At 68.4% G+C, this 21781-nt stretch carries 19 protein-coding genes; 9 read left to right on the top strand and 10 right to left on the bottom strand.

What is annotated here, in order from left to right; all coding sequences use genetic code 11:
• The first annotated feature begins 18 nt into the window (after positions 1-18).
• From phoU to IFSED24_RS18495, 5 genes are all read left to right on the top strand, one after another.
• The gene (gene phoU, locus IFSED24_RS18515) at positions 19-693 is read left to right on the top strand and encodes a phosphate signaling complex protein PhoU (RefSeq protein WP_491332971.1); all 675 of its coding nucleotides are present in this window, start codon (positions 19-21) and stop codon (positions 691-693) included.
• Between the two features lie 104 nt (positions 694-797).
• On the top strand, positions 798-1928 hold the full coding sequence (locus tag IFSED24_RS18510; RefSeq protein WP_491332970.1) for a porin: 1131 nt from the start codon (positions 798-800) through the stop codon (positions 1926-1928).
• A gap of 144 nt (positions 1929-2072) precedes the next feature.
• Positions 2073-2465 carry a Fur family transcriptional regulator gene (locus IFSED24_RS18505; RefSeq protein ID WP_491332969.1) on the top strand — a complete coding sequence of 131 codons (393 nt, stop codon included), beginning with the start codon at positions 2073-2075 and terminating at the stop codon, positions 2463-2465.
• Positions 2466-2577: 112 nt separating this feature from the next.
• Positions 2578-3168, top strand: a complete 591-nt coding sequence (locus IFSED24_RS18500; protein ID WP_491332968.1) for a peroxiredoxin — start codon at positions 2578-2580, stop codon at positions 3166-3168.
• A 125-nt stretch (positions 3169-3293) separates the two neighbouring features.
• Positions 3294-3455, top strand: a complete 162-nt coding sequence (locus IFSED24_RS18495; protein WP_491332967.1) for a hypothetical protein — start codon at positions 3294-3296, stop codon at positions 3453-3455.
• Between the two features lie 82 nt (positions 3456-3537).
• Here IFSED24_RS18495 and IFSED24_RS18490 read toward each other — a convergent pair whose 3' ends face one another.
• Positions 3538-6144, bottom strand: coding sequence for a S49 family peptidase (locus IFSED24_RS18490; protein ID WP_491332966.1), 2607 nt, complete (start codon positions 6142-6144; stop codon positions 3538-3540).
• Positions 6145-6257: 113 nt separating this feature from the next.
• Between IFSED24_RS18490 and IFSED24_RS18485 the strand changes: the two genes are divergently transcribed.
• The gene (locus IFSED24_RS18485; protein ID WP_491332965.1) at positions 6258-7043 is read left to right on the top strand and encodes an alpha/beta fold hydrolase; all 786 of its coding nucleotides are present in this window, start codon (positions 6258-6260) and stop codon (positions 7041-7043) included.
• Between the two features lie 88 nt (positions 7044-7131).
• Here the strand turns inward: IFSED24_RS18485 and IFSED24_RS18480 are convergent, their stop codons facing one another.
• Positions 7132-8757 carry a hypothetical protein gene (locus tag IFSED24_RS18480; RefSeq protein WP_491332964.1) on the bottom strand — a complete coding sequence of 542 codons (1626 nt, stop codon included), beginning with the start codon at positions 8755-8757 and terminating at the stop codon, positions 7132-7134.
• Positions 8758-9007: 250 nt separating this feature from the next.
• On the opposite strand from IFSED24_RS18480, the gene IFSED24_RS18475 reads away from it, so the two are divergent.
• Both IFSED24_RS18475 and IFSED24_RS18470 read left to right on the top strand, forming a co-directional pair.
• The gene (locus IFSED24_RS18475; RefSeq protein WP_491332963.1) at positions 9008-11173 is read left to right on the top strand and encodes a FlgD immunoglobulin-like domain containing protein; all 2166 of its coding nucleotides are present in this window, start codon (positions 9008-9010) and stop codon (positions 11171-11173) included.
• Positions 11174-11214: 41 nt separating this feature from the next.
• Entirely contained in the window at positions 11215-11565 is a 351-nt protein-coding gene (locus IFSED24_RS18470; protein ID WP_491332962.1) for a hypothetical protein, read from the top strand.
• Positions 11566-11614: 49 nt separating this feature from the next.
• Here IFSED24_RS18470 and IFSED24_RS18465 read toward each other — a convergent pair whose 3' ends face one another.
• The 4 genes from IFSED24_RS18465 to IFSED24_RS18450 all read right to left on the bottom strand — a co-directional run bounded on the left by IFSED24_RS18465 (position 11615) and on the right by IFSED24_RS18450 (position 15426).
• On the bottom strand, positions 11615-12430 hold the full coding sequence (locus IFSED24_RS18465; protein WP_491332961.1) for an MBL fold metallo-hydrolase: 816 nt from the start codon (positions 12428-12430) through the stop codon (positions 11615-11617).
• A gap of 123 nt (positions 12431-12553) precedes the next feature.
• On the bottom strand, positions 12554-12901 hold the full coding sequence (locus IFSED24_RS18460) for a Spx/MgsR family RNA polymerase-binding regulatory protein (RefSeq protein ID WP_491332960.1): 348 nt from the start codon (positions 12899-12901) through the stop codon (positions 12554-12556).
• A gap of 44 nt (positions 12902-12945) precedes the next feature.
• A complete protein-coding gene (locus IFSED24_RS18455; RefSeq protein WP_491332959.1) occupies positions 12946-13800 on the bottom strand; it encodes an NAD(P)-dependent oxidoreductase in 855 nt (284 codons plus the stop codon).
• Positions 13801-13959: 159 nt separating this feature from the next.
• Positions 13960-15426 carry an OmpA family protein gene (locus IFSED24_RS18450; protein ID WP_491332958.1) on the bottom strand — a complete coding sequence of 489 codons (1467 nt, stop codon included), beginning with the start codon at positions 15424-15426 and terminating at the stop codon, positions 13960-13962.
• Between the two features lie 275 nt (positions 15427-15701).
• On the opposite strand from IFSED24_RS18450, the gene IFSED24_RS18445 reads away from it, so the two are divergent.
• The gene (locus IFSED24_RS18445) at positions 15702-17288 is read left to right on the top strand and encodes a hypothetical protein (protein WP_491332957.1); all 1587 of its coding nucleotides are present in this window, start codon (positions 15702-15704) and stop codon (positions 17286-17288) included.
• Between the two features lie 9 nt (positions 17289-17297).
• Here the strand turns inward: IFSED24_RS18445 and IFSED24_RS18440 are convergent, their stop codons facing one another.
• The 4 genes from IFSED24_RS18440 to IFSED24_RS18425 are packed head-to-tail and all read right to left on the bottom strand — an operon-like array spanning position 17298 to position 21661.
• On the bottom strand, positions 17298-18536 hold the full coding sequence (locus tag IFSED24_RS18440; protein WP_491332956.1) for a BamA/TamA family outer membrane protein: 1239 nt from the start codon (positions 18534-18536) through the stop codon (positions 17298-17300).
• A 16-nt stretch (positions 18537-18552) separates the two neighbouring features.
• Complete coding sequence (locus IFSED24_RS18435) at positions 18553-20133, bottom strand: FG-GAP repeat domain-containing protein (protein ID WP_491335079.1); 1581 nt, start codon at positions 20131-20133, stop codon at positions 18553-18555.
• A 5-nt stretch (positions 20134-20138) separates the two neighbouring features.
• Positions 20139-20960 (bottom strand): ABC transporter permease subunit, encoded by an 822-nt coding sequence (locus IFSED24_RS18430; protein ID WP_491332955.1) that lies wholly within the window; start codon positions 20958-20960, stop codon positions 20139-20141.
• The gene (locus IFSED24_RS18425) at positions 20951-21661 is read right to left on the bottom strand and encodes an ABC transporter ATP-binding protein (RefSeq protein WP_491332954.1); all 711 of its coding nucleotides are present in this window, start codon (positions 21659-21661) and stop codon (positions 20951-20953) included. Before IFSED24_RS18425 ends, IFSED24_RS18430 begins: the two co-directional genes overlap by 10 nt.
• Positions 21662-21781: the final 120 nt, after the last annotated feature.

Genomic DNA, 21781 nt, shown 5'->3' with positions numbered 1-21781 from the left:
CAGAGAAGGAGCATGGTCATGCACGCCCATCTCGGAACCTCCTTTCGCAAGCTGAAGAAAGCCCTCTTCACGCTGAGTGCCGCGGTTGAAGAAAACCTGCACCTGGCCGTGAAGATCGTTTCTACCGGTGAGACGGCCCTGGTGGATCAGGTCCGTTCTCGCGACCTGGAGATCGACCTCATGGAGGTGGATTTCGAGGAGGAATGCCTCAAGATCCTGGCGCTCTATCAACCCGTGGCCATCGATCTGCGGTTCGTGGTCGCGGTGCTGAAGATCAACAACGATCTCGAGCGGATCGGCGACCTGGCGGTGAATATCGCCGAGGCGGCGCCGGCCGTGGCTGGTAAAGAGATTGTTGACACGGCCCGGACTCTGCCCAAAATAGCGGAGAAGGCCCAGGCCATGGTGAGCAAGAGTCTCGACGCCGTGGTCAACATGGATGCCGCGCTGGCCCGGGAGGTCCTGGCGGCCGACGACGAGGTGGATCGGGAGTACCACGAACTGGTAAGCCGGATTCAGCAGGAAATGACTGAGGGTGGATCCAGGGTTGACGTACTGGTCTCCCTCATGGTCGTATCCAAGCATATCGAGCGGATCGCGGACCACGCGACCAACATCGCCGAGGATGCCATCTACATGGTGGATGGCGAGATCGTGCGTCACGGGCGACACCACGGGACGCACGGGAGTTGAGGATCGATTGAAGAGATGCCCCCCCTTCACAGGGGGCCAAGAGGTTTCCGGTAACAAGGTGGTAACCGGGAACGAACCCATGAGGACTGCAAGGAGGTCCCACATTGAGTAAGAAGTTGTTCACTACCGTCATGGTCATGACCCTGATGCTGACCGGCGCCGCGATGGCGGGCGAGATGCACTACAAGGTCTACGGCAAGGCTCATGTCTCCATGGAGTCGCTGAATAACGGCGAGGACTCGAGCTTCTTCGTCTCGTCCAACAGCACCCGCCTGGGCGTGAAGGGCAAGTACGAGACCGAGGTCGAGGCCCTCACCGTCATCTTCCAGTACGAAAGCTTCGCCGACTTCAACGGTGAGCAGGGCAACACCCTGTCCAGCCGCAACAGCTACGTCGGCGTCATGGGCAACTGGGGCTCGGTCATCTGGGGCCGCCACGACACGCCCATCAAGAGCCTGGGCCGCTCGGTCGACTTCTTCGGCGACCGCATCGGCGACACCCGTAACGTCACGCGCTTCGACATCAACTACATGGACGACAGCGATCGTCCCAAGGGCTTCGACGAGCGCGTCACCAACATGATCATGTACAAGACGCCCAAGCTGGCCGAGTCCGTGGTCGTGGCGCTGCAGTACGTGCCCGAAGAGGGTAAGGACAGCTACATGTCCCTGTTCAGCGGCTCGGCCGTGTACGACAAGGACGCCTTCATGGTGGGCGTCGGCTACGAGATGCACGACAAGGGCTACTTCGGCTACGACCCGACTGACGAGGACGACGAGACCGAGAGCAGCAGCATCTTCCGCGCCGTGGCCGGCTACACCGCCGAGAAGTTCGCGGTCAAGGGCCTGTTCCAGACCGTCAGCAACATCGGCGGCGACAAGGACATCAGCGGCACCGCCTACGGCCTGGGCGCCAGCTTCATGGCCACTCCCGTCTGGGAGCTCAAGGGCCAGTACTACATGATGGACTACTCCGTCGACAACGTGGACCCCGAGCCCAAGGACCTGGGCAACGCCCTGCTGGCCCTGGGCGTGGACTTCCACCTGAACAAGAGCGCCCTGCTGTACGTGGCCTACGCCATGAGCATGAACCAGGACAACGCCTACAACACGCCGTTCCGCGGCGGCCATGGCCAGGACTACCGCATGGCCGTGGCGACCGGCGACGATGGCATGATCACGCGCAACGGCGAGAGCCCCTACGGCATCGCCATCGGCATGATCGCCAAGTGGTAATGTCGTTCGATCGGATCGTCTGACGATCCCGACGGGCCCCCCAACCGGGGGGCCCGTTTTCATTCGAGCGTTGACGCCATCCCCCCGCTTTCCGATAATGAACACGGATACTTGACGGACGACTTTCTTTCAGGGGGAGAGATCATGACCGTCTACCAGCGGCGCAATACCCGCCAGCGCCAGGTGGTCCTCGAGGAGTTGCAGGCCAGCGTCAGCCATCCCACCGCCGGCGAGCTCTACCGGACCGTTCGCGAACGACTGCCGCGCATCAGCCTCGGCACCGTGTACCGCAACCTGGAGATCCTGCAGGAGACCGGTGAGGCCGTGCGCCTCGCGGGCCTCGCCGGCCAGGAGGCCCGCTACGACGGGCACACGCAGCCCCACCTCCACTTCCAGTGCCGCCACTGCAACCGGATCCTCGACCTCGAGACGGTCATGCCCGTGCTCGACGACCTGGTCGGCTCCACGGTCGAGGGACACGAGATCAGCGGTTACAACGTGATCCTGCAGGGCTCCTGCCGCGAGTGTCTCGGCTGAGGCGGACCTCTTGATCGATAATATCGGAATGGTTGCGGTTTATCAGAACCGCCCTTTCATGTCTCCCCGAGTTTTTGATATCCCTGACATCAACCCCGGAGGACCGACACCCATGAGCTTCCTCGTCACCAAGCCCGCCCCCGATTTCACCGCCACCGCCGTCATGCCCGACAACAGCTTCAAGGAGGACTTCAAGCTCTCTGATTACCGCGGCAAGTACGTGGTGCTGTTCTTCTACCCCCTGGATTTCACTTTCGTCTGCCCCAGCGAGATCATCGCCTTCGACAAGGCGCTGGCGCGGTTCCAGGCCAAGGGCTGCGAGATCATCGGCGCGAGCATCGACTCGCACTTCTCGCACTTCGCGTGGAAGACGACCCCGGTGGACCAGGGCGGCATCGGCAACATCCAGTTCCCCCTGGTGGCCGACCTCAAGAAGCAGATCAGCCGTGACTACGGCGTGCTCTTCGACGACGAGGTGGCGCTGCGCGGCCTGTTCCTCATCGACAGGGACGGCGTCGTCCGCCACGCCACCATCAACGACCTGCCCCTGGGCCGCAACGTCGAGGAAGCCATGCGCGTGCTCGACGCCCTGCAGTTCGTGGAGAAGCACGGCGAGGTGTGCCCGGCCAACTGGGTCGAGGGCGAGGAGGGCATGACCCCCACCGCCGACGGAGTGGCCCGCTACCTGGCGAAGAACGCCTAGCGCCGCCTCCGGTCTGGCAGCCACGGCCCCTCGCCTCTCCTGGCGAGGGGCCGTTTTCGTGATGGGATCCGCAGACTGGCCCGCTTCCTGCGATATTGGCGGCATCATCGTCTGGAGGATTCGCCATGCAACACATCCTCGGCTACCTGATCGCGGCCATGGCCAGCGCCATCGGCTGGAAGCTGGGCTGTCTCGTCAGCCCCTTCTTCGGCTTCTTCGTGTCCCTGGTCTTCGCCGCGCTCGGCCTGTGGACGTCACGCCGCTGGCTCCGCGAACTGCTGGGCTGAGCGGCGCCCTGCCGCTGGCCGCCGTGCAAAAAGCCCGCCGTACCGTGAGGTACGACGGGCTCGGTGCGGCCACCGCCGGGGGCTAGTCGGGCAGATCCCAGCCGGTCGGCAAGGACTCCGGAGGCAGCACGACCCGCGGCTTGCCGTTCTGCTGGCCCAGCGACTCCAGGAACCACAGGGCGTAATCGAATCGCCCGGAATCCGGACCCGCCAGCGCATCCTCCGGCGTACCGGCCCAGGGTGCGGCTGCCGCGATCCGCTCGAGGACCTGTTCGGCCGGCTGCGTCAGGCCGAACGGGAAGCCCAGCAAGCCGCCCCGGCTGCCGAAGATCGCCGACCAGTCGATGAGCGGTCGCGGCGGGTATTCCAGCAGCGTCACCTCGCGGTCGGTGTCGAGGCCGGCCTTCTCGCGCGCCAGGGCGATGGCCTCGCCGAGGCCGCCAACCTGGTCGCAGAGCCCGCGCTCGATGGCGTCCTCGCCCATCCAGACCCGGCCCTGGCCCAGCTCGCGCACGCGATCCTCGGGCAGGTCGCGGCTCTCGGCCACCTGGGACACGAATCCGTCGTAGGCCTTGAGGATGAAGGTGCGCGCCATGTCCAGTTCCTTCTCGTCCAGCGCCCGTTGCGGCAGCTGGAGGCCGAGGCCGGGCACGGTGAGGCTGCGCAGCAGATCGGCGTGGTCACCGCGGCGCAGGCCGTCGTAGTGCAGGCCCAGCTTCTCGTCGAGGCCATCGACGTAGATCCAGGCGCCGATCACCCCGATGCTGCCGGTGATGGTCAGCGGCGTGGTGAGGATCTCGTCGCCGTCCATGCTGATCCAGTACCCGCCCGAGGCCGCCACGTCGCCCTGGCTGACGATGACCGGCTTGCCCGCCGCGCGCAGACGGCGCACCGCGCCGGCGACCAGATCGCTGGGCAGGGGGTCGCCGCCGGGGGAATCGGCGCGCAGGACCACCGCGGCGACGGAGGGGTCGTTCACCAGCCCGTTGAGGAAGCGGCCGGTGGCGCGACCCCTGATCCCCTCGTCCATCATGCAGCCGCCCACGGCGTAGACCACGGCGATGCGCTCGGGCTCGCCCCAGTGCTCCTCGGGATAGGCGCCGGGCAGGTAGGCGTAATGCGGCCCGGCCAAGGTGGCATGGCGCTCGCTGCGCAGCCACTGCATGAGTTCGGCCTGCCTGCCGACAGCGTCGATCAGACCCGCGGCCTCGGCCTCGTCCGGCAGCAGCGCCAGCTCGTCGTCGACCAGCGCGTCGTACTGGTCATGGGTGAGATGGCGCGCGGCGCACGTGCCGGCCCGCATCTCCTCGTAGATCACGTCGACCATGCGCTGCCGCTGCTCGCGCTCGCCCTCGGACATGTCCATGCGCGCGCCGACCTCGGCCGCCGACTTGTACTTGAAGTACCGCAGCTCCTGGTAGCCGACACCGATCTTCTCGAGCATGTCCTGAAAGTAGGTGCGTCCGCTGGCGATGCCCTGCAGCACGATGACGCCCTCGGGGTCGAGCATCAGGTGGTCGGCCACCGAGGCGATGTAGTAGCCCACCATGTCCAGGCGGTTGGCCAGGACGATCACCTGCTTGCCCTGGGCCTGCAGGTCGAGCAGGCGCTGGCGGAATTCCCAGACGAGCGATGGCCGTGCCTGGAAGTCGCTGAGGTTGATCAGCAGCCCGCCGAGCTGGTCGTCCTGCGCCACGGCGTCGAGGAATTGGGACAGCTCGAGCCAGGCCACCCGGCGCTCGTCGAAGTACTGGTAGCGCTGGTAGGTGAGGTACTTGTTCTCGAGGTTCAACGTCGCCAGGCGCAGCTTCTGCTTCTCGGTGGGCAGCCGCAACTCGTTGGTCAGGTTGCGCACCGGCGGGTTGCTGCGGACCAGGAACGAGCTGCGGGCCAGGTCGCCGTCGGTGTTCCAGCGCGGTAGCCAGTGGAAGCCCAGATCCTCCAGGGTCACGCCCACGTTGGCCACCCAGTCGACCTTGCTCGATCCCGGCGCGTCGCGGGCCGTCACGCCCAGGTGCAGCCCCGGCACCGGCCGCACCGTGACGCCGGCGCCCCAGAGCCCGTCGTCCCAGCGGTCGGTGGTGGCCAGGGTGTAGTCGGCGTAGAGCGTGACCTTGTCGTCGCCCAGGGGTCGCAGGCCCAGGTCGAACACGCCCTGACGCGCCCGCGACTGCATGGACCAGGTCCCGGACATGCCCACCGAGAGCAGGCGATGCGGGCGACTCAACAGGCCCGCGACCAGGGCATCCTCGCGTCCCAGTTCCTGGTCGTCGCCCGTGGCCCAGCGGTAGGCCAGACCGAGGCGGCTGCGGCGGTCGCCGCCCGAGAGGCCGAGCTGCCAGTCGGTCACGCGGTAGGTCTCGCCGCCCAGGGCGTAGACCTGGCTGTTGGCGCCGAAACCGAGCCAGCCGCTGGTGGAGAAGCCCCAGTTGTCGAGGGAATTGCGGCGGACCGAGCGGTCGTTCCACCAGAAGGCGAATTCGGGCCGGCCCATCTGGAGGGTGGACCACGTGGCGGGGTTGATGAACCCGCCCACGGCGCCGCTGGTCACGCCAGGCGTCTCGGGAAGCCAGTCGGTCATGGTGTGGTAGTCGAGGAGGCGGGGCTCGCGCACCGGCGCCGGATCCTGGGACCAGGCGATACCGGCGAGCACGCTCGCGAGCACGAGCAGCAGGAAGAATCTGCGCATGGGACGAACCTCGGGGATGTCGGCCGCGGCCGGGCTGGCGCCGGGGGTCCGGGGCGCCTATCGTTCGCAGCACCTTACCAGTGTTCGCGGCGCCCTGCAACGAGGAGGCGACCATGCGCCACGGCCTGCATCACGGCGTCTTCCTGCGCCAGTCCGGCAGCGACCGGCGCGACCGCACCCTGCTCTGGATCCACGGTCTGGGCGAGTCGGGCCTCTGCTTCGAGGACGTGCTCGACCGACCCGAGCTGTCCGGCTGGCACCACCTCGTCCCCGACCTGCCCGGCTACGGCCGCACCGCCTGGCAGACCTCCCCGCTCTCGCTGGCCGACCACGCCGACCTGCTCGCCGACCTCTGCAGCGACCTCGCCCAGGGCCCGGTCGCGGTGGCCGGTCACAGCATGGGCGGCGTGGTGGCGCTGCTGCTCGCCGAACGGCACCGCGCGCTGGTGCGCGGCGTGGTCGACATCGACGGCAACAAGAGTCCCGACGACTGCACTTTCAGCGGCCAGGCCGCCGCCCAGGATCTGGTGACCTTCGCTACCGGCGGCTTCACCGAACTCCGCGAGCGCGTCTATCAGGCCGGCCTGGACGACCCCGCCCAGCGCGGCTACTACGCCAGCCTGTGCCAGGCCGACCCCGCCGCCTACCACCTCAACAGCCGCGAACTGGTGGAGCGGTCGGCGCGCACCGGCGACCTGGCCGAGCGCCTGGCCCGCCTCGCCTGTCCGCGGGTCTACGTGGCCGGAGCACCGGGGGGCGCCAGTCCCGAATCGCGGCGGCAGCTCGCCGAGTCGCGGGTGCCGGTGCTGGAGATCGCACCCAGCGGGCACTGGCCGTTCATCGACCAGCCGGCGGCGTTCACGGCGGCGCTGGGGAGCTTCCTGGACGAGGTGAGTTGAACCCGCTCCTGACGGCGGCAGCGGCCGGAACCCGGAGGTTTCGGCCGCCGCTTCGTTCCCGGGGAGTTGCAGGCCCCGAGATGAACCGTCAGCGGTGCGTCCGGAAGGACGTCTCGTCCAGCGGCTTGGCGTCGACCCAACCCGGCGGCGGGGTCTGCTCCTCGATGCTCGAGCCGTCCGGGCGGTGCATCACGATCCGGAAGGGCTTGACCAGGGGGAGGCCGTCGTTGCTCGGCGCCGCGAAGTTATCGAGCTCGATGCCGTTCAGCTCGCGGATCTCCTCCGAATCGTAGAACCCTTCCTCGCAGATCCGGCCGTTTGGCGTGGGGATGCGCGTCCCGTCGTAATAGTGGTACATGCTGCTGCGGGGCTGCTCGTCGCAGGCGGCCTGGTCCCAGGCCACGGCCTGGACCGCGCCGGCGCCGAACACCAGGGTGGTCAGGTCCCAGCACGTCCGGGCGTCGCGGACCGCGGGGTCCTGCTGCCAGGCGGGCCACTCGTCGGGATCGGCCGGGCGCTCGGGAGCGCCGTTCAGGCTGAGTAGATAATACCAGTACCCCTCCTCCCCGATCATCATCAGGATGGTCGGCACCTTCACCTCGAACGCCAGGCCCCAGACGCCCTCCTCGGTGAGGAAGCCCTCGCCGAAGGGCGGCACGGAGATATCCTCGTCGGGATCGAGGCTGAAGCGCAGGTCGATGTCGTCCTGCCCCGGACCCTCGCGCAGCAGGTTCTCGGGATCAGCCTCGTGGTCGATCTGGTAGCTCCAGGCCTTGATCCGCTCGACCATCCGCTGCGCCGGCGGGAACTCCTGGAGATGGTCCCGGCCGTGGAGGTAGAGCACCATCCGGTAAGGCAGGGCCAGGATCTCGACCCAGCCGGGCTGCGGCGGCTCGTCGTAGCGGATGCGCCGGCCGGCGGGGTCGACCCAGAGCGTGGGTTCGGAGATCCACGTGTCGTAGCTGAACTGCCCGGGATCGTTGTCGGGGTCATAGCCGTCGTCGAGGTCGCTGTAGATCTCCAGCAACGCCTCCTCCGCCAGATCGCCCTGCCCGGTGCAGTCGGCCGTAGCCGGGATCGCGGCGGGATCGTGGGAGAGGTTGACCAGCTCGATGTCCTGGATGCACGGCGGGAAGTTCGCATCGAACTCCAGGACGTCCGGTGTCTGATCGCGGATACCGTCACCCGGACCCTGATCCAGGAGCCCGCGCATGGAGACCGCGTAGTGGAACGGACCGACCTCGAAACCGAGGGTGTCGGCGGCCAGGCTCCGGTACGGAGCGTACCAGCCGGGCTTGAGGTCGGCGCGGCTGTAGGTGCTCTGGAACTGGTAGTGGACCCCGCCCAGGATCCAGGCATCGGCCTGGAAGACCCCCTGGACGTGGAATGCCTGCGGCGCGGGCTCCTCGCTCCAGGTCAGGGCCTTGAGGACGACGTAGGCGCCGTCGGGCACCGTATCGCCGGACGTGAAGGGGTAAATACCCGCCTCCGGTCCGTGGTGGACGATGTAGTAGGGGTAGACCTGGGGATCGTCGGGGAACTCGGGATCGGCCTCGCCGTCGAGGATGTGGGTGTCGATCAGCTCCAGGGGATCGAGGATGTCGCCGGTGGACACCTTGTCCGGGGCGGCGGGGCCGGAAGCCGGGTCGTCGGCGCAGCCGGCGAACCAGAGCATCGCGGTGATGGCCAGCAGGATCAGGATAGAGCGGTACATGGTGGACCTCCCTCCAGAGTCCGGGGTCGTGTCGGGTTGGGGCTCATCATCACCAAAGGGAAACGGAGGTGGGTTGTCAATGCGGCGGAGAGACTGGATCCGGGAGCAAATAGTTCGTCATTCTGGCTTGAGTCCTGACCGCTTCCCCGGGTTGTCCGGCGAATGACGATAGCGTAGAATCATCTCAGGCCCACCCAGTTCGGAACGACAAGAACCGGCCACCATGCACCTGGCTCATGGGGGATGAACCATGCTGAACCACACGATCCGCCCGCTGGCGGGGTTGCTGCTGACCCTGCTGATCTTGCCCATGTCGATCCAGGCCCAGGAATGCCTCCATTACCGCGATTACCTCTCCTGGCAGACCAGGGCGTTCCAGCCGCCCGAGATGGCCTTCGACGTCGCGCTGGCCGGGGACCTCGCCTACGTCGCCGACCTTTCGGGCGACCTGCACGTGGTGGCCTTCGCTGCCGACGGCACGGCGCAGGTTGCGGGCTCGGTGACCCTGCACGACTACCCGCATCATGTGCTGGTCCTGGGCGACCAGGTCATCGCCGCCGCCGGCAGCGCTGGTCTCGAGGTGGTCGACGTGAGCGATCCCGAGGCGCCCACCATCACCGCCACCATCCCCACTCCGGGGTATGCCCACGACCTCGCCGCCACCGGGAGCCACATCTATGTCGCCGACAGCAACGGCCTGCAGATCTTCGCGAAGCCCCTCGCCGACACTTCGCTGCCGGTGGGATCGCTCGCCTTGCCCCCCAACGTCGTCCGCATCGACGTGGCTCACGAACACGCCTACGTGCTCCTATCTGACAGCGGCCTGGCGGTGGTGTCGGTGGCCGACCCCGGCGCGCCGTCCCTGGTGACCACCCTGCCCATCTCCGGTGGTGTGTACGACATCCTGGTCCAGGGCGATCGGGCCTTCGTGGCCGACGACCAGGTCGGCGTGAGGATCTACGACCTCACCGAGCCCTCGGCGCCGGTCGAGCGCGCCTCCGTCCCCATGGCCAGTCAGACCCTGGACCTGGCCCTGGAGGATGATCTGCTCTTCGTCGCCGACGGGGCCACGGGCCTGGTCATCGTCGACGTGGCCGATGCCGACCAGCCCGTGGTGGTCGGCCAGTACCCCACGGCCGACTGGGCGATGGGCGTGGCGGTGGCGGGTCCGCGGGTCTGCGTGGCGGACTTCCAGTGGGGCCTGCAGATCTTCGATGCGACCCATCTCGCGCCGGCGCCCCTGGCCTCGTCGTTCGCTCTCGCCGCGCCCGCGGCCGACGTGGCCCTCGCCGGGGACCGCGCCTGCATCGCCGCGGGACTGGCCGGCCTGCAGATCGTGGACCTCGCCGACCCGGAGGAGCCCACGCCGCTGGCCGTCGTCGATACTCCGGGCAGCGCGCGAGGGGTCGCCGTGAACGGCACGCACGCCTTCGTCGCCGACTTTGACGGCGTGCGGATCGTGTCCCTGGACGGACCGGGCGCGCCCCGGATCGTGGGATCGGTGGACCTCGACCACGGGGCGGTCAACGACATCGCGCTGGCGGGGTCCCTGGCTTTCGCCGCCTGTGGCGGCGGCCTGGTCGTCCTGGACGTGGCCGAGCCCACCGAGCCCACCGAGGTGGCCGCGCTGGACGTGTCGAATCATCTGACCGATGTGGTCGCCGCCGGCGACCATCTCTACCTCGTCGGGACCGGTACGCAGCTCCACGTGGTCAGTGTGGCGGAGCCCACGGCGCCGATCCAGCAGGGAACCGTGGATCTGTCCGGCCAAGCGTTCAGCCTCGCGGTGAGGGGCGATTACGTCTATGCCGGCACCGTCTTCGAGGGCTTGCGGATCGTGGATGTGAGCGATCCGACCGCTCCGGTCCTCAGCCGCGTGCTCGACCCCATGGGCGATGCCGCGAGCGTGGCCGTGGCCGGCGACCTGCTCTGGCTCGGCGGTGGCTCCGGGGTCCTGGAGGCCTATGGCCTGGTCGACGGCATGCCCGACCAATACCTGGGCGGGACCGTGCTGCTGGCCGACGCCGCCAGCATCGCCATCAAGGACGGGCTGGCCATCGCCGTGGGCACCGCCTCGACCCTGGCCGTGGCCTGGCCACCCTGCGAAGCAGTCACCGCGGTGGCGGAACAGACGCCGCCGACACCCGCGGTCCTCACGGCCTACCCCAACCCCTTCAACCCCCAGACCACCCTGCGATACCGCCTGACGACCGCCGGCCCGGTGCAGGTCACCATCCACGATGTCGGCGGCCGCCGCATCCGCATGCTCGTGGCGGGAGTCCAGGGCGCCGGCGACCATGCGGTGACCTGGCGGGGACAGGACGATCTGGGACGCGGGATGCCGTCGGGCGTGTACCTCGCCCGCCTCGCCACGCCAGGCGGACAGGACACCACCAAGCTCGTTCTCGTGCGATGAAGAGTCGCTGGAGACTCCGCGTCCGAGGCCATCCCGCCGTCGTGGCCGTGATCGTCCTGGCCCTCGCCTGGCTCGCCCTGGAGGCGGTGGTGGGCCTCGACTTCCTGACCGACCGGTACGGCGCCTATGCGGGGACGGTCCGCGACATCAAGACCACCTGGATCGACCGGCTCACCCTGGATTTCACCCCGGTGGAGCATCTGATCATCGAGACCGATGATGGCCGGATCATCGACAAGCTGGTGTCCGTGGAGAACCGCGCCTTCTTCCGGATCGCGGTGGGCGACCGCGTGGAGAAGGCGCGCGGCTTCGGCAACCACGCGCGGGTGCCGGGCAAACCCTCGGTGGCGGAATTGCTGGAGGCCGCCTCCGGCGCCGAAAGCGGCCACTGACCTCGGGAGGCCAGGCGTCCTCGTGGGCCTGGGCCACGGCTCTTCGTGGCTAGACCAGCTGTCCCACCCGTCCGGGGATCACCATCTTTCCCAGCTCGGCAGCCAGGAAGGCCGTCGCCGCGTCGCCGGTGCAATGGCACGGCACGATCCGGCGCGGACCGAGTGTTCGCAGCGCCGCAACCGTGGCCTGCAGGCGCGCCTCGTTCGCGGCCGCCAGGTGCATCCCGCCCACGATCGTGTCCACCTGATCGCGGCCGGTGACTTGCCGGATATGCGTCAGGATGTTCACGACTCCCGCATGCGCGCAACCGAGGCAGACGACCAGCCCATCGGGCGTGTCGATCCAGAGCGAGAGGTCGTCGGTGATGGGATCGGACTCGAGACCGTCGGGGTCCAGGAAGAACGGGCCGCCGGTGTCCTCGAACGCGCTCATTCGCGGCACCGGTCCGGTCAGGCCGATCCCCGGCGCCAGTTCGCAGGGCGCCAGGACGTGCTGCACCCTCGCGGCCGGCCAGGCCGCCAGTGCCGCCAGCGCCGCCGCCGGCATGCCGATGGGTCGCACGGTTCCCTCGTGGATGCTGAACCGCGCACCGGTGGCCTGCGGATGCAGGTGCACGATCGCCCGCGGCGCCCGCTCCAGGACGAACGGCAACGCGCCGGTGTGGTCGTAGTGACCGTGGCTGAGGACCACATGGTCAGCGGCCGAGAGGTCGATGCCCAGCGCGTCGACGTTGGCCGGCAGCGCGTCGCCCTGACCGGTGTCGAAGAGGATGTTGCCGCGGTCGGTCTCGATCCAGAAGGCCAGTCCGTGTTCCGCGGTCAGGTCCTGCCCGGGGTGGTTGTCGACGAGGATCGTGATGGTCATGAGTGGAACTCCCGCGTGTCTCGTGCGCGGACCAGGACTTGGCTGCCGATGGCTCCTCAGGAGCCGCATGGCAGAGATGGCCGGTGGCTGGGCGACCATGATCCTCGAGACGGTCCGGCCGGCCTAGCCCCACGTCGCCGCGAACACGTCCTCCTGGAAACCCACCGTGGCCCGCGCACCGTCGGTCACCATGGGCCGCTTACAGAGCCTGCCGTTGTCGGCCAGCAGGTCGACCGCCGCCGCATCGGTCAGGCCCGGCAACCGGTCCTTGATGCCGAGCTCGCGGTACTGGACACCCGAGGTATTGAAGAGCGCCTTGCGGTCATACACCTTCAGCAGCCGCCTCAGCAGGGCCTTCGGTGGCGGGGTCTCGGTGATGTCGACGAACTGGTAGACGAGACCGCGCGCGTCCAGCCACTTCCGGGCCTTACGGCAGGTTCCGCACTTGTCGTAGCCGTAGAACTTGAGCAAGGGGGCCTCCTGGATATGGGTACGCGCCTGCGGACAGGGTGAACCTATCCCGACCTGAAGACATCGAAGATGGCTGCCAGGTCCTCGTCGCCTCGCCCCTTCATCAGGAGCCGCGCATACTGCTCCTTCACCACGCCGGCCAGGTGCTGCGGCACGCCCAGTTCACGCGCCAGGTCCTGCAGGCAGTGCAGGTCCTTGTGGATCATGGCCGCCGAGAAGTGTGGCGACCAATCGCGGTCCAGCAGCTTCTGGCGCTTGGCGTCGAGGACCTGCGACTTGCCGCCGCCTTCGCCGAGGACCCGGAGCGCCTGCTCGGGATCCAGCCCCGCCGCCTCCGCGGTGGCCAGCGCCTCGGCCAGCACCGCCATGATGGTGCCCAGGCAGAGGTTGTTGATCAGCTTCATGCGCGTGGCCTGGCCCGGCGCGCCCAGTTCGTGGATCGAGACCGTGAGCAGCTCGAGCAAGGGCCGCGCCGCATGGACGTCGCGGGGTTCGCCGCTGGCCATGGCCACCAGCTTGCCCGTGCTCGCCGGGATGACGCTGCCCGCCACCGGCGCCTCGACGTACCGCGCGTCCTTCTGGCGGCAGAGCTGGTGGAAGAGCAGGACCGGCGCGTGGTGGTTGGTGGTGGTGTCGATGATCAGCTTGCCCGCGCAATCGCCCGCGAGCAGGCCGTCCTTGCCGCGCAGGACCACCTCCACCGCGTCGCTGTCGGCGAGGCAAAGCAGCACCGCGGGCACGTCGCCGACGAGCGCGGCCGGGCTGTCGGCCAGCGGCAGGCCGAGGGCATGGGCCTTCTCCGGCGTGCGGTTCCAGACCGTCAGCTCCACCCCCTGTTCGCGCAGGCGGCCGGCCATGGCGCGGCCCAGATTTCCCATCCCGATGAATCCGGCTCGCATGGCGATCTCCTCAGCGTGTGGTGGATGTAGCATACCGGCAGGCAGATTGTCCGCGACACGTGTCACCGAGTCAACCGGCTCGGTGTACACCATGGGCCCGACAGGGCACAAGAACGGGCCGGCCCCGAAAGGCCGGCCCGTCGACACCGAGAACAGGCGTCACTTGGCGGGGGTGATGACGATGTCGATCCGCCGGTTCTTCGCCCGGCCCTCCGCTGTCTCGTTGTTGGCAATGGGTTTGGTCTCACCGTAGCCCACGGCATCCAGATGACTCGCCACCAGGTTCGAGTTGGCCAGCAGGTACTGTGCGACCGCGTCGGCGCGCTTCTGGGACAGCTTGAGATTCGCCTCATCGGTGCCGTAGGCGTCGGTGTGGCCTTCGATGATGATCGAGGCGTCCGGATACATGGCGATGGCCTCCTTCACCTTGGTCAACAAGGTGAAGTTATCCGGCCGGATCACGGCCTGCCCCGATGCGAAGTTCATGCCCACCAGACGGATGACCACGTTGCCGCTCTCGCGCAGGACACGGGCCTCGTCACGCGTGAACGCCTGCTCGACCTGAGCGAAATGACGGTTGGCCATCTCCTGGCTTTCCATCTGGGCCTGCAAGGCCTTCTGGGCCTCGGAGGCTCCACCCAGCTGGGCCTCCAGCTGGACCACCTGTGCGGTCAGAATGTTGACTCGCTCATCGCGATCACGCACCTCGCTTGCCAGCCGATCCTGCTCCGTCTCGCGGTGCTCGATGGTCTCCACGATCATCTCGGTGGGCTTGGCGAAACCCTCCTCGAACCCGATCCGCAGATCGAGGGTACCGGCGATGCGGGCCAGCGGCTTCTCGGTCTCGAGCATGAGTTCTTCCCGACTCATGACCTTGTCCTCGGTCAGCTTCACCAGCTTGGCCAGATGCATGGCATGCAGGGCCTCGTACCGGGCCTCCATGGCCAGGGAGCGGGGACGATCGGTATCATAGCGGCTCTCGTTCAGCGCCGCTTCGGCCTCGGCCAGCAGCGACCGCGAGCGCGCCAGGGTCAGCGGCGCGTATTTCGTCATCTTCTCCTGCTCAGCCTGGGCCAGCAGCTTGCGGGTCTCGTCGAAGAACGAGGTCTTGATGGCCGACAGCTCGGCGTCGCGGAACAAGGACTCGGCTTCGGCTCCCTTCTTGCGGGCATCGTTGACATCGCCTTCCTCGAGCTTGCGACCGGCCTCGACGAACTTGGCTTCCGCCGCGAGCCATAACTCGGTGGCGGCGCGGGCCGCATCGACGCTCATGGCATCGTCGCGGGCCTTCAAGGGAGTCGCCAGGGTGACCATGGCCAGCTCGGTAGCCTGGATGGCATCCTTGAAATGACCGGTGGCCTGGTTCAGATCCTTGCGAATGTCGTCGAGGTTCTTGCCGTCGGCGAGCTTGCGCTCGGCAGCGACGTAGCGTTCCATCGCCTTGCCCCAGCTCTTGGGCGCCAGCACGTCGGCGCGGACCTCCTCGCCCTGCGCGATCAGGCCGTCCACTTCGGTGAAGAGAGTCGCCCGGAGTTCCTGGCACGTAGCGGTCACGGGCACCAGGGTGGTCGCGATGAATATCAGCAATAGAGCAACCCGTATTGGTGCGGCAGTAATCGTAGGCATTGCGAACCTCCGCAATCTTGGTATTCGATTGACCATCATTGTGATGGCCTCATCGGCTCAGGCACCAAGGATGCCAGGAGCGGCCGGTACATAGACCGGATCAGTCTCGTTGGCAAGGGGTGGTGACGTCACGCAGGCCTGGCCCGGCCGCCACCACACCGATCATGCCGCGGCCCGGAAGGTTGTGGTTTTTCCTGACCGAACGGCTACGATGAGCTGGATCCGTCGCGCCGCATGCCGGCACACGGCCGTAATGCCATATGAGAGCGTGGTTAATGAGCCTCAAGAGTGATCACGAGCAAGAGTCCGGTCCGGCCGCGGCGGCCGCCAGGATGCCCCGACCAGGCCTGCTGCTGGCCGCCGGCTGCCTGCTGATCCTGCTGGTCTGGCTCAAAAATGCCTGGGTCTGCGACGACGCCTACATCAACTTCCGCGTCCTCGACCAGCTCCGCGCGGGCCACGGTCCGGTCTGGAACCCCGGCGAGCGGGTGCAGGTCTACACCAGCGTGCTCTGGTTCTGGCTGCAGGCGCCGCTGCGCCTGGTCTCGTCCGACCCCTACGCCAACGTCCTCGTCCTCTCGCTGGCCTGTCTCGCGGCGCTGCTGGTGGTCCTGCGCCGTGCCGTCGGCTCGGATCGCGCCTGGCTGCTGGGAGTGCTCCTGATGGTCGGCGCCAACGGCTTCCTCGACTGGACCGCCTCGGGGCTGGAGAATCCCCTCGTCTTCCTGGCCTGCGGGCTGCTCCTGATCCAGTACCAGGCCGCCATGGCCGCCGACGCTGCCGCAGGCGCGGCCACGGCGCCCGTGCGCCGTCTCTTCCTGCTGGCCGGCTGGGCACTGCTCGTCCGGCACGACCTCCTGCTGCTCTGGCTGCCGCCGCTCCTGCACGCCGGGATCCGGCATCGCCGGCTCTGGCCCCGCCGCGCCTGGCTGCGACTGCTCGCAACAGCCGCGGCGCCGCTGGCGATCTGGTCGGCCTGGGCGCTCTTCTACTACGGCTCGCCCTGGCCCAACGCGGCACTGGCCAAGCTCGCCACCGGCCTGCCCCGCGACCTCCTCGTCCAGCAGGGGCTCGCCTACCTCGGCTGCCACCGGCAGGACCCGGTGCTCCTGGCCGTCCTGGCCGGCGGACTGGGCGTCATGCTCGCGCGCGGGAGCACCCGGAGCCTGGCCGCGGGCCTCGCCCTGCACCTGGGTTACCTGGTCTGGACCGGCGCCGACTTCATGCTCGGCCGCTTCCTCGCCGCGCCCTTCCTGATCGCCGTGGCGCTGCTGGCCCGCGAGGCCGACCGGTTGCCCGGGAGCGTCTGGCGCTGGACGCCGCATCTGGCCGCACTCCTGGCCGCGGCGCTGCTGCCGCACACGCCGCTCAACAGCCCGCTCTCCTTCGCCGACGAGGAATTCTGCCACGGCGTGGCCGACGAGCGCGGCTATTACTTCCCGACCACCTCGCTCTGGGCCCGCCTGCACACTCCCGCCGACAAGTTCCCCGACCACGAATGGGCGCGCGAGGGCCGCCACCAAAGCAACCGCGACCGCGAGCTGGTGGGGTTCGTCAACGTGGGGTTCTACGGCTACTTCGTCGGCCTAGACAAGCGGATCACCGACCGCCTGGCCATCACCGAGCCGTTCCTGGCCCGCATCCCCTACAAGGGCATCCCCGAGCAGTGGCGGCCGGGGCACATCAAGCGCGATCTGCCCCCGGGCTACAACCGGACCCTCCAGACCGGCCGCAACGGCCTCGCGGACGGCCACCTCTCCGCGCTCTACGACGACCTGCAGCTGGCCATCTCCGGGCCGCTGCTGGCCCGCGGCCGACTGGCGGCGATCTGGCGGCTCAACTCCGGCCGTTACCGGCGCTGAATCGACGCATCAGAAGCTCGCCAACTGGCTGAAGGTCCACTGCGACTCGTGGCGATCGTTCTGCGACCATTCCAGGCGCATGGTACCCTGGCCGAGCACCAGGTGCAGCCCCGCCCCTAATCCCTTGCCGAACCGCGTGTCGCCCACGTGCTGTCCCGCGTTCCAGGCGCCACCGAGATCGCCGAAACCATGGACGCCGAGGACCATGGCGTTCTCGCGGTCGAATACCAGGTCGAGGATGGGCCGGCGCACCTCCAGCGAGAACAGCAGGCTCGCATCACCGCGGATCTGGCCGCCCGTGTAACCGCGCAGGTCGGTGGGGTCACCCAGATACGACCGCTCGTAATAGGGCAGCGCCTCGCCACCCGCCTGCCACTGCACGCGCTGGCCCAGGATGCCCAGGTATGGAATGCTAACGAAGCCGAGGCCGCTGGCCCGGGCGAGGTCGTAGCGGTCGCCGTGGCCCAGGCGGCCGAGTCGGTACTCGGCCTGGAGGTGGCAGCCGCGTCGAGGATAGGCACGGACGTCGCGGCTGTCGTAGCCGAGGCCCACGCGCAAGGTGGGGTCGGTCACCGCGCCGGCCATTGGGGACGCGGCTGCGGCCTGGTCGGTGCGCAGCCAGCGGTGGTTGAAGCCGACCTCGCCGAGCCAGCGCTGGCCGAAACGGCGCCACAGGCCCAACTCGTAGCCGCGGTCCAAGGTGCGCACGTGCTCATAGCTGAAGTCGAAGCGGTGCCAGTAGCCCTCGACGTAGATCCCCGAGTCGCGACGGCCGAAGAGCCAGGGGATGGTCCAGTGCAGCGAGGCGGCCTCGTTCAGCGGCAGGCCCGTCTTCACGGCGAGCGTCTCGCCGCGACCACGCCAGTTGCGCACCGTGGCGCCCGGGCCAAAAAAGCCCTCGGTCCAGCGCGGCAGACGGTCGTAGGTGTCGATGAGGTCGACCTGCAGGCGCCGGCCCTCCTCGAGCTGGACGAGAAGCACGGCGGTGCCATCGGCGCCGGGTCGGAGCTGGAGATCGGCGTACTCGATGAAGTCCAGGGACTCGACACGCGCCCGGGCGGCGGCGAGGTCGGCGGCGGTACAGCGGTCGCCTTCTTGGAGCTGCAGTTCGCGCCGCAGGTAGCACTCGCGGGTAGCCTGGTTCCCGTAGAAGACGATGCGGCCGAGCACCGGGGCGGCCGGCTGGGCAGCGACGCGCACGGCGGCAGCGGCGAGCACGATGACGAGCACTGCGAGCGGTTTGCGCATGAGCGACGTCATCCTCTCAGCGGCTCTGGTGAAAAGCAGAGACCGTGGGGTGTGGGCGGCTGAGGACCACGTTGATCCAGCTGGTGGCGAAGGGTTCGCGGTCGGCAAAGCGGTCGAAGGCCAGATCGGTCAGGCCGTCCTGGTTGAAGTCGCGAGCCGTCAGATGGGGCGAACCCGGCGTCTCGAGCTCGAACGAGGGCTTGCGCGCGTAGAGCTCGCCCTTGTCGGCGCGGCGGCCGGCGGCGAGGAAGATGGCCACCTTGCGGTCGTCGGTCTGCAGCAGGAAGTCCTTGCGGCCGTCGCCGTCGTAGTCGCCGGAGATGTCCACCGCCGGGGTGAAGTTCTCGTCCATGTTGGCCAGCGAGATGCGGATGTCGAAGGTGCGTTCCTCCTGCGGCTGGTCGGGGTAGCCGTCGGGTTCGCGCAGGAAGAAGGCGAGGTCGATGCCGACGCGTTTGGTCAGCAGCGCCTTGACGATGTTGCCCAGGCTCAGCTCGAAATAGCCGGTGGCCAGGTCGAGGCGGCCGTCGCCGTCGAGGTCGAGCAGCTCGGGCTCGTCGAGATTGCGCAGCACGAAGGCCTCGTCGGGCAACGCGTCGAACGTGCCTCCGCCGCGGTTGAGATAGAACTGGTATTGCTGCTTGTCGTGGACCACGGCCTTCTCCTGGACCACCACCTTGCCCGCCATGAGATCGGCCAGGCCGTCGCCGTCCACGTCCATCAGGCGCAGGCCCACCAGCTCGTCCACGGGCTCGGGACTCTGGAAATCCATGGGGGCGAGGATGGCCAGGTCGCGCACGAACCACGGCCGGTGGCCGAAGCGACCGCCATCGCGACGGTGCACCACCAGGCGGTCGAGGAACGAGAAGCCCAGGTCCTGCCGACCGTCGCCGTCGAGATCGGCCAGATGGATGGCGGCCGGCACCACGGTGTACTCGCCGTCGACGAGCCGGTGGACGTGTTCGGCGGCGAGGTCCTGGCCCGCGGCGTAATTTTCGTCGGGGTAGAAGAGGCGGTAGCCCGTGGTGACGGGGATCAGCAGGGTGGCCTGCTCGGCACCGTCCAGGCACTGCGCAAAGTCCACGGTCATCAGCGCGTTCCACTGGGCGTGGGCGTAGATCGAATCCACGGCCACCAGCGGCTTGCCCGCCGCGGCCAGGCGGTGCTCCCCGGCGCGCTCCGTGGGTGGTGGCAGCGCGAGCCACGAGATACCCGCACCATCGAGCAGCAGGAGTTCGCGGCCCGGGGATGCGAGCGTCACCTCGCCGACATCGATGACCGCCACGATGTCCGGCAACGTCACCAGCAAGTCGGCCCGCGCGGCAAAACCGTCGGCCCGCTGGAAGAACACCGCCAGGTCGCGGGCCGGCAGCCGCGGGTCGGCCGGACCGTACACCGCCAGCACGTCGACCAGACCGTCAGCATCGAGGTCCTCGTACATGGTGAGCTGGACCGGTCCCGGCACCTCGAGCAGATGATCCTGGAACCGCCGTCCTTGTTCCGTGGCCGCGGCTGCGGAATTGGCGGCCCAGATCACGAGCACCAGCAGGAGCAGACCCGCCGCCAGCCGACACCGCCAGCCGTTCAAAGGGAGCATGAGATTCACGCCAGATCCTTTCGCCGACACGCCGCCACGGCCGTCACCAGGCTGCCGGCGATCCAGAGGAGGTTGACCAGGATGTGCTGCCAGAGCAGGTCGCCGAAGGTGAGGGTGCGCAGGCCCGCCGCAAGGTTGGCGGCCACCTGGAACGGCCAGGTCGCCGTGGCCAGGAAGGACATCGCGCCCACGCCCGGCAACGAGGCCGCCGCCGTCAGCGCGAGCACCAGGCCCACTGTGACCGCCTGGGCCACCGCCGAGGAGCGCGCCAGCGACGACACCGCTACCGCCACCGCCAGCAACGAACAGAGGGGCAGCACGGTCAGCAGGGTCGCCGCGCACCCGGCGCCGTACAACTCGCCACGCGAGACCAGGGTCACCGATCCCGCCTGGATCGCGGTCAACGAGAAGGTGCTGTGGCCCACCACGAGAGCGACCCCCAGCAACGCCAGGGCGATCACCAGGATGATCACCCCGTAGAACATCGCCTTGCCCAGGGGCAGGGCTGCCCGCGGCGCACGCAAGGCCAGCAGGCGCAACGTGCCGCGGTCGCGTTCGCCGGCCACCGCGTCCGCGCCCCATTGCACCAGCAGCAGGCCCATCACCAGCAACAGGTCGCGCTCGATGCGGAAGGCGAGGTGGAAGCCCGCACGTTCGAGCCCGGCGAGGTCCATGAGGCCGACGCCGAGTCCCCGGGTCTGCAGGAGCGCGCCCAGCAACCAGCCATAGAGCCCCGCCCCCACCAGCAGGACCCAGCCTGCGACCAGCCCGTCGCCACGCCGCCGCCACTGGCGCCATTCGCTGCCCAGGATGCCGATCACGCCCATGTCCGGTGCTCCTGTCCGCCGGTATGCGCGAAGTAGCACTCGCGCAATTCGTGCTCACTGCCGACAGATCCCTCATGGACCAGCCTCCCCCGTGACAGCATGCCTACCCGATCACAGAGCGCCGCCACCTCGGCGAAGACATGGCTGGTCAGGAGCACGGTGAACGAACGTTCGGCGGCGACCCGGTGGATCAGTCCCAGGAATGATTCGCGACCCTGGGGATCGAGGCCCGTGGCCGGTTCGTCCAGCACCAGCAGGTCGGGCTCGCCGAGCAGCGCCGCCGCCAGGCCCAGACGCTGCCGCATACCCGTGGAGGCCTCGCGGAACCGGCGGCGAGAACGGTCCTGGAGGTCGACCGTGTGCAGCAGGTCGTCGACCTGACCCACCGGCCCGCCCTGGAGCCGAGCCAGCAGCTGCAGGTTCTCGCGCAGCGAGAGGAAACCCCAGAACGCCGGCTGGTCGATCTGGGCGCCCACGAGACGCCTGGCCAGCGCGGGCTGGAGCCGTCGGTCGACCCCTTCGATCCACACCGTGCCGCGGTCCGGCCGCACCAGGCCCGTGCAGATCTTCAGCGCGGTGGACTTGCCCGCGCCGTTGGGGCCGAGCAGACCGTAGATCTCGCCGCGGTCGAGGCGTAGCGAGAGGCCGTCGAGCACCGTGAGACGGCCGTAGCGTTTGTGGATGTCGGCCAGGTGCAGCATGGATGACCTCCGGTCTCGGGCGGCGGATGTCGCCGTCACGAGACCGGTACTGCACCGGGCATGCCACTCTGAACGGGCGTGTCAGCCTCACCGAGACAATTCTCAAATTGCTCCACTGCA

The sequence above is a fragment of the Candidatus Latescibacter sp. IFSED24 genome (assembly GCF_058273205.1).
The sequence above is the reverse complement of the archived record's forward strand: the minus strand, read 5'-3'. Positions and strand labels throughout refer to the sequence as shown.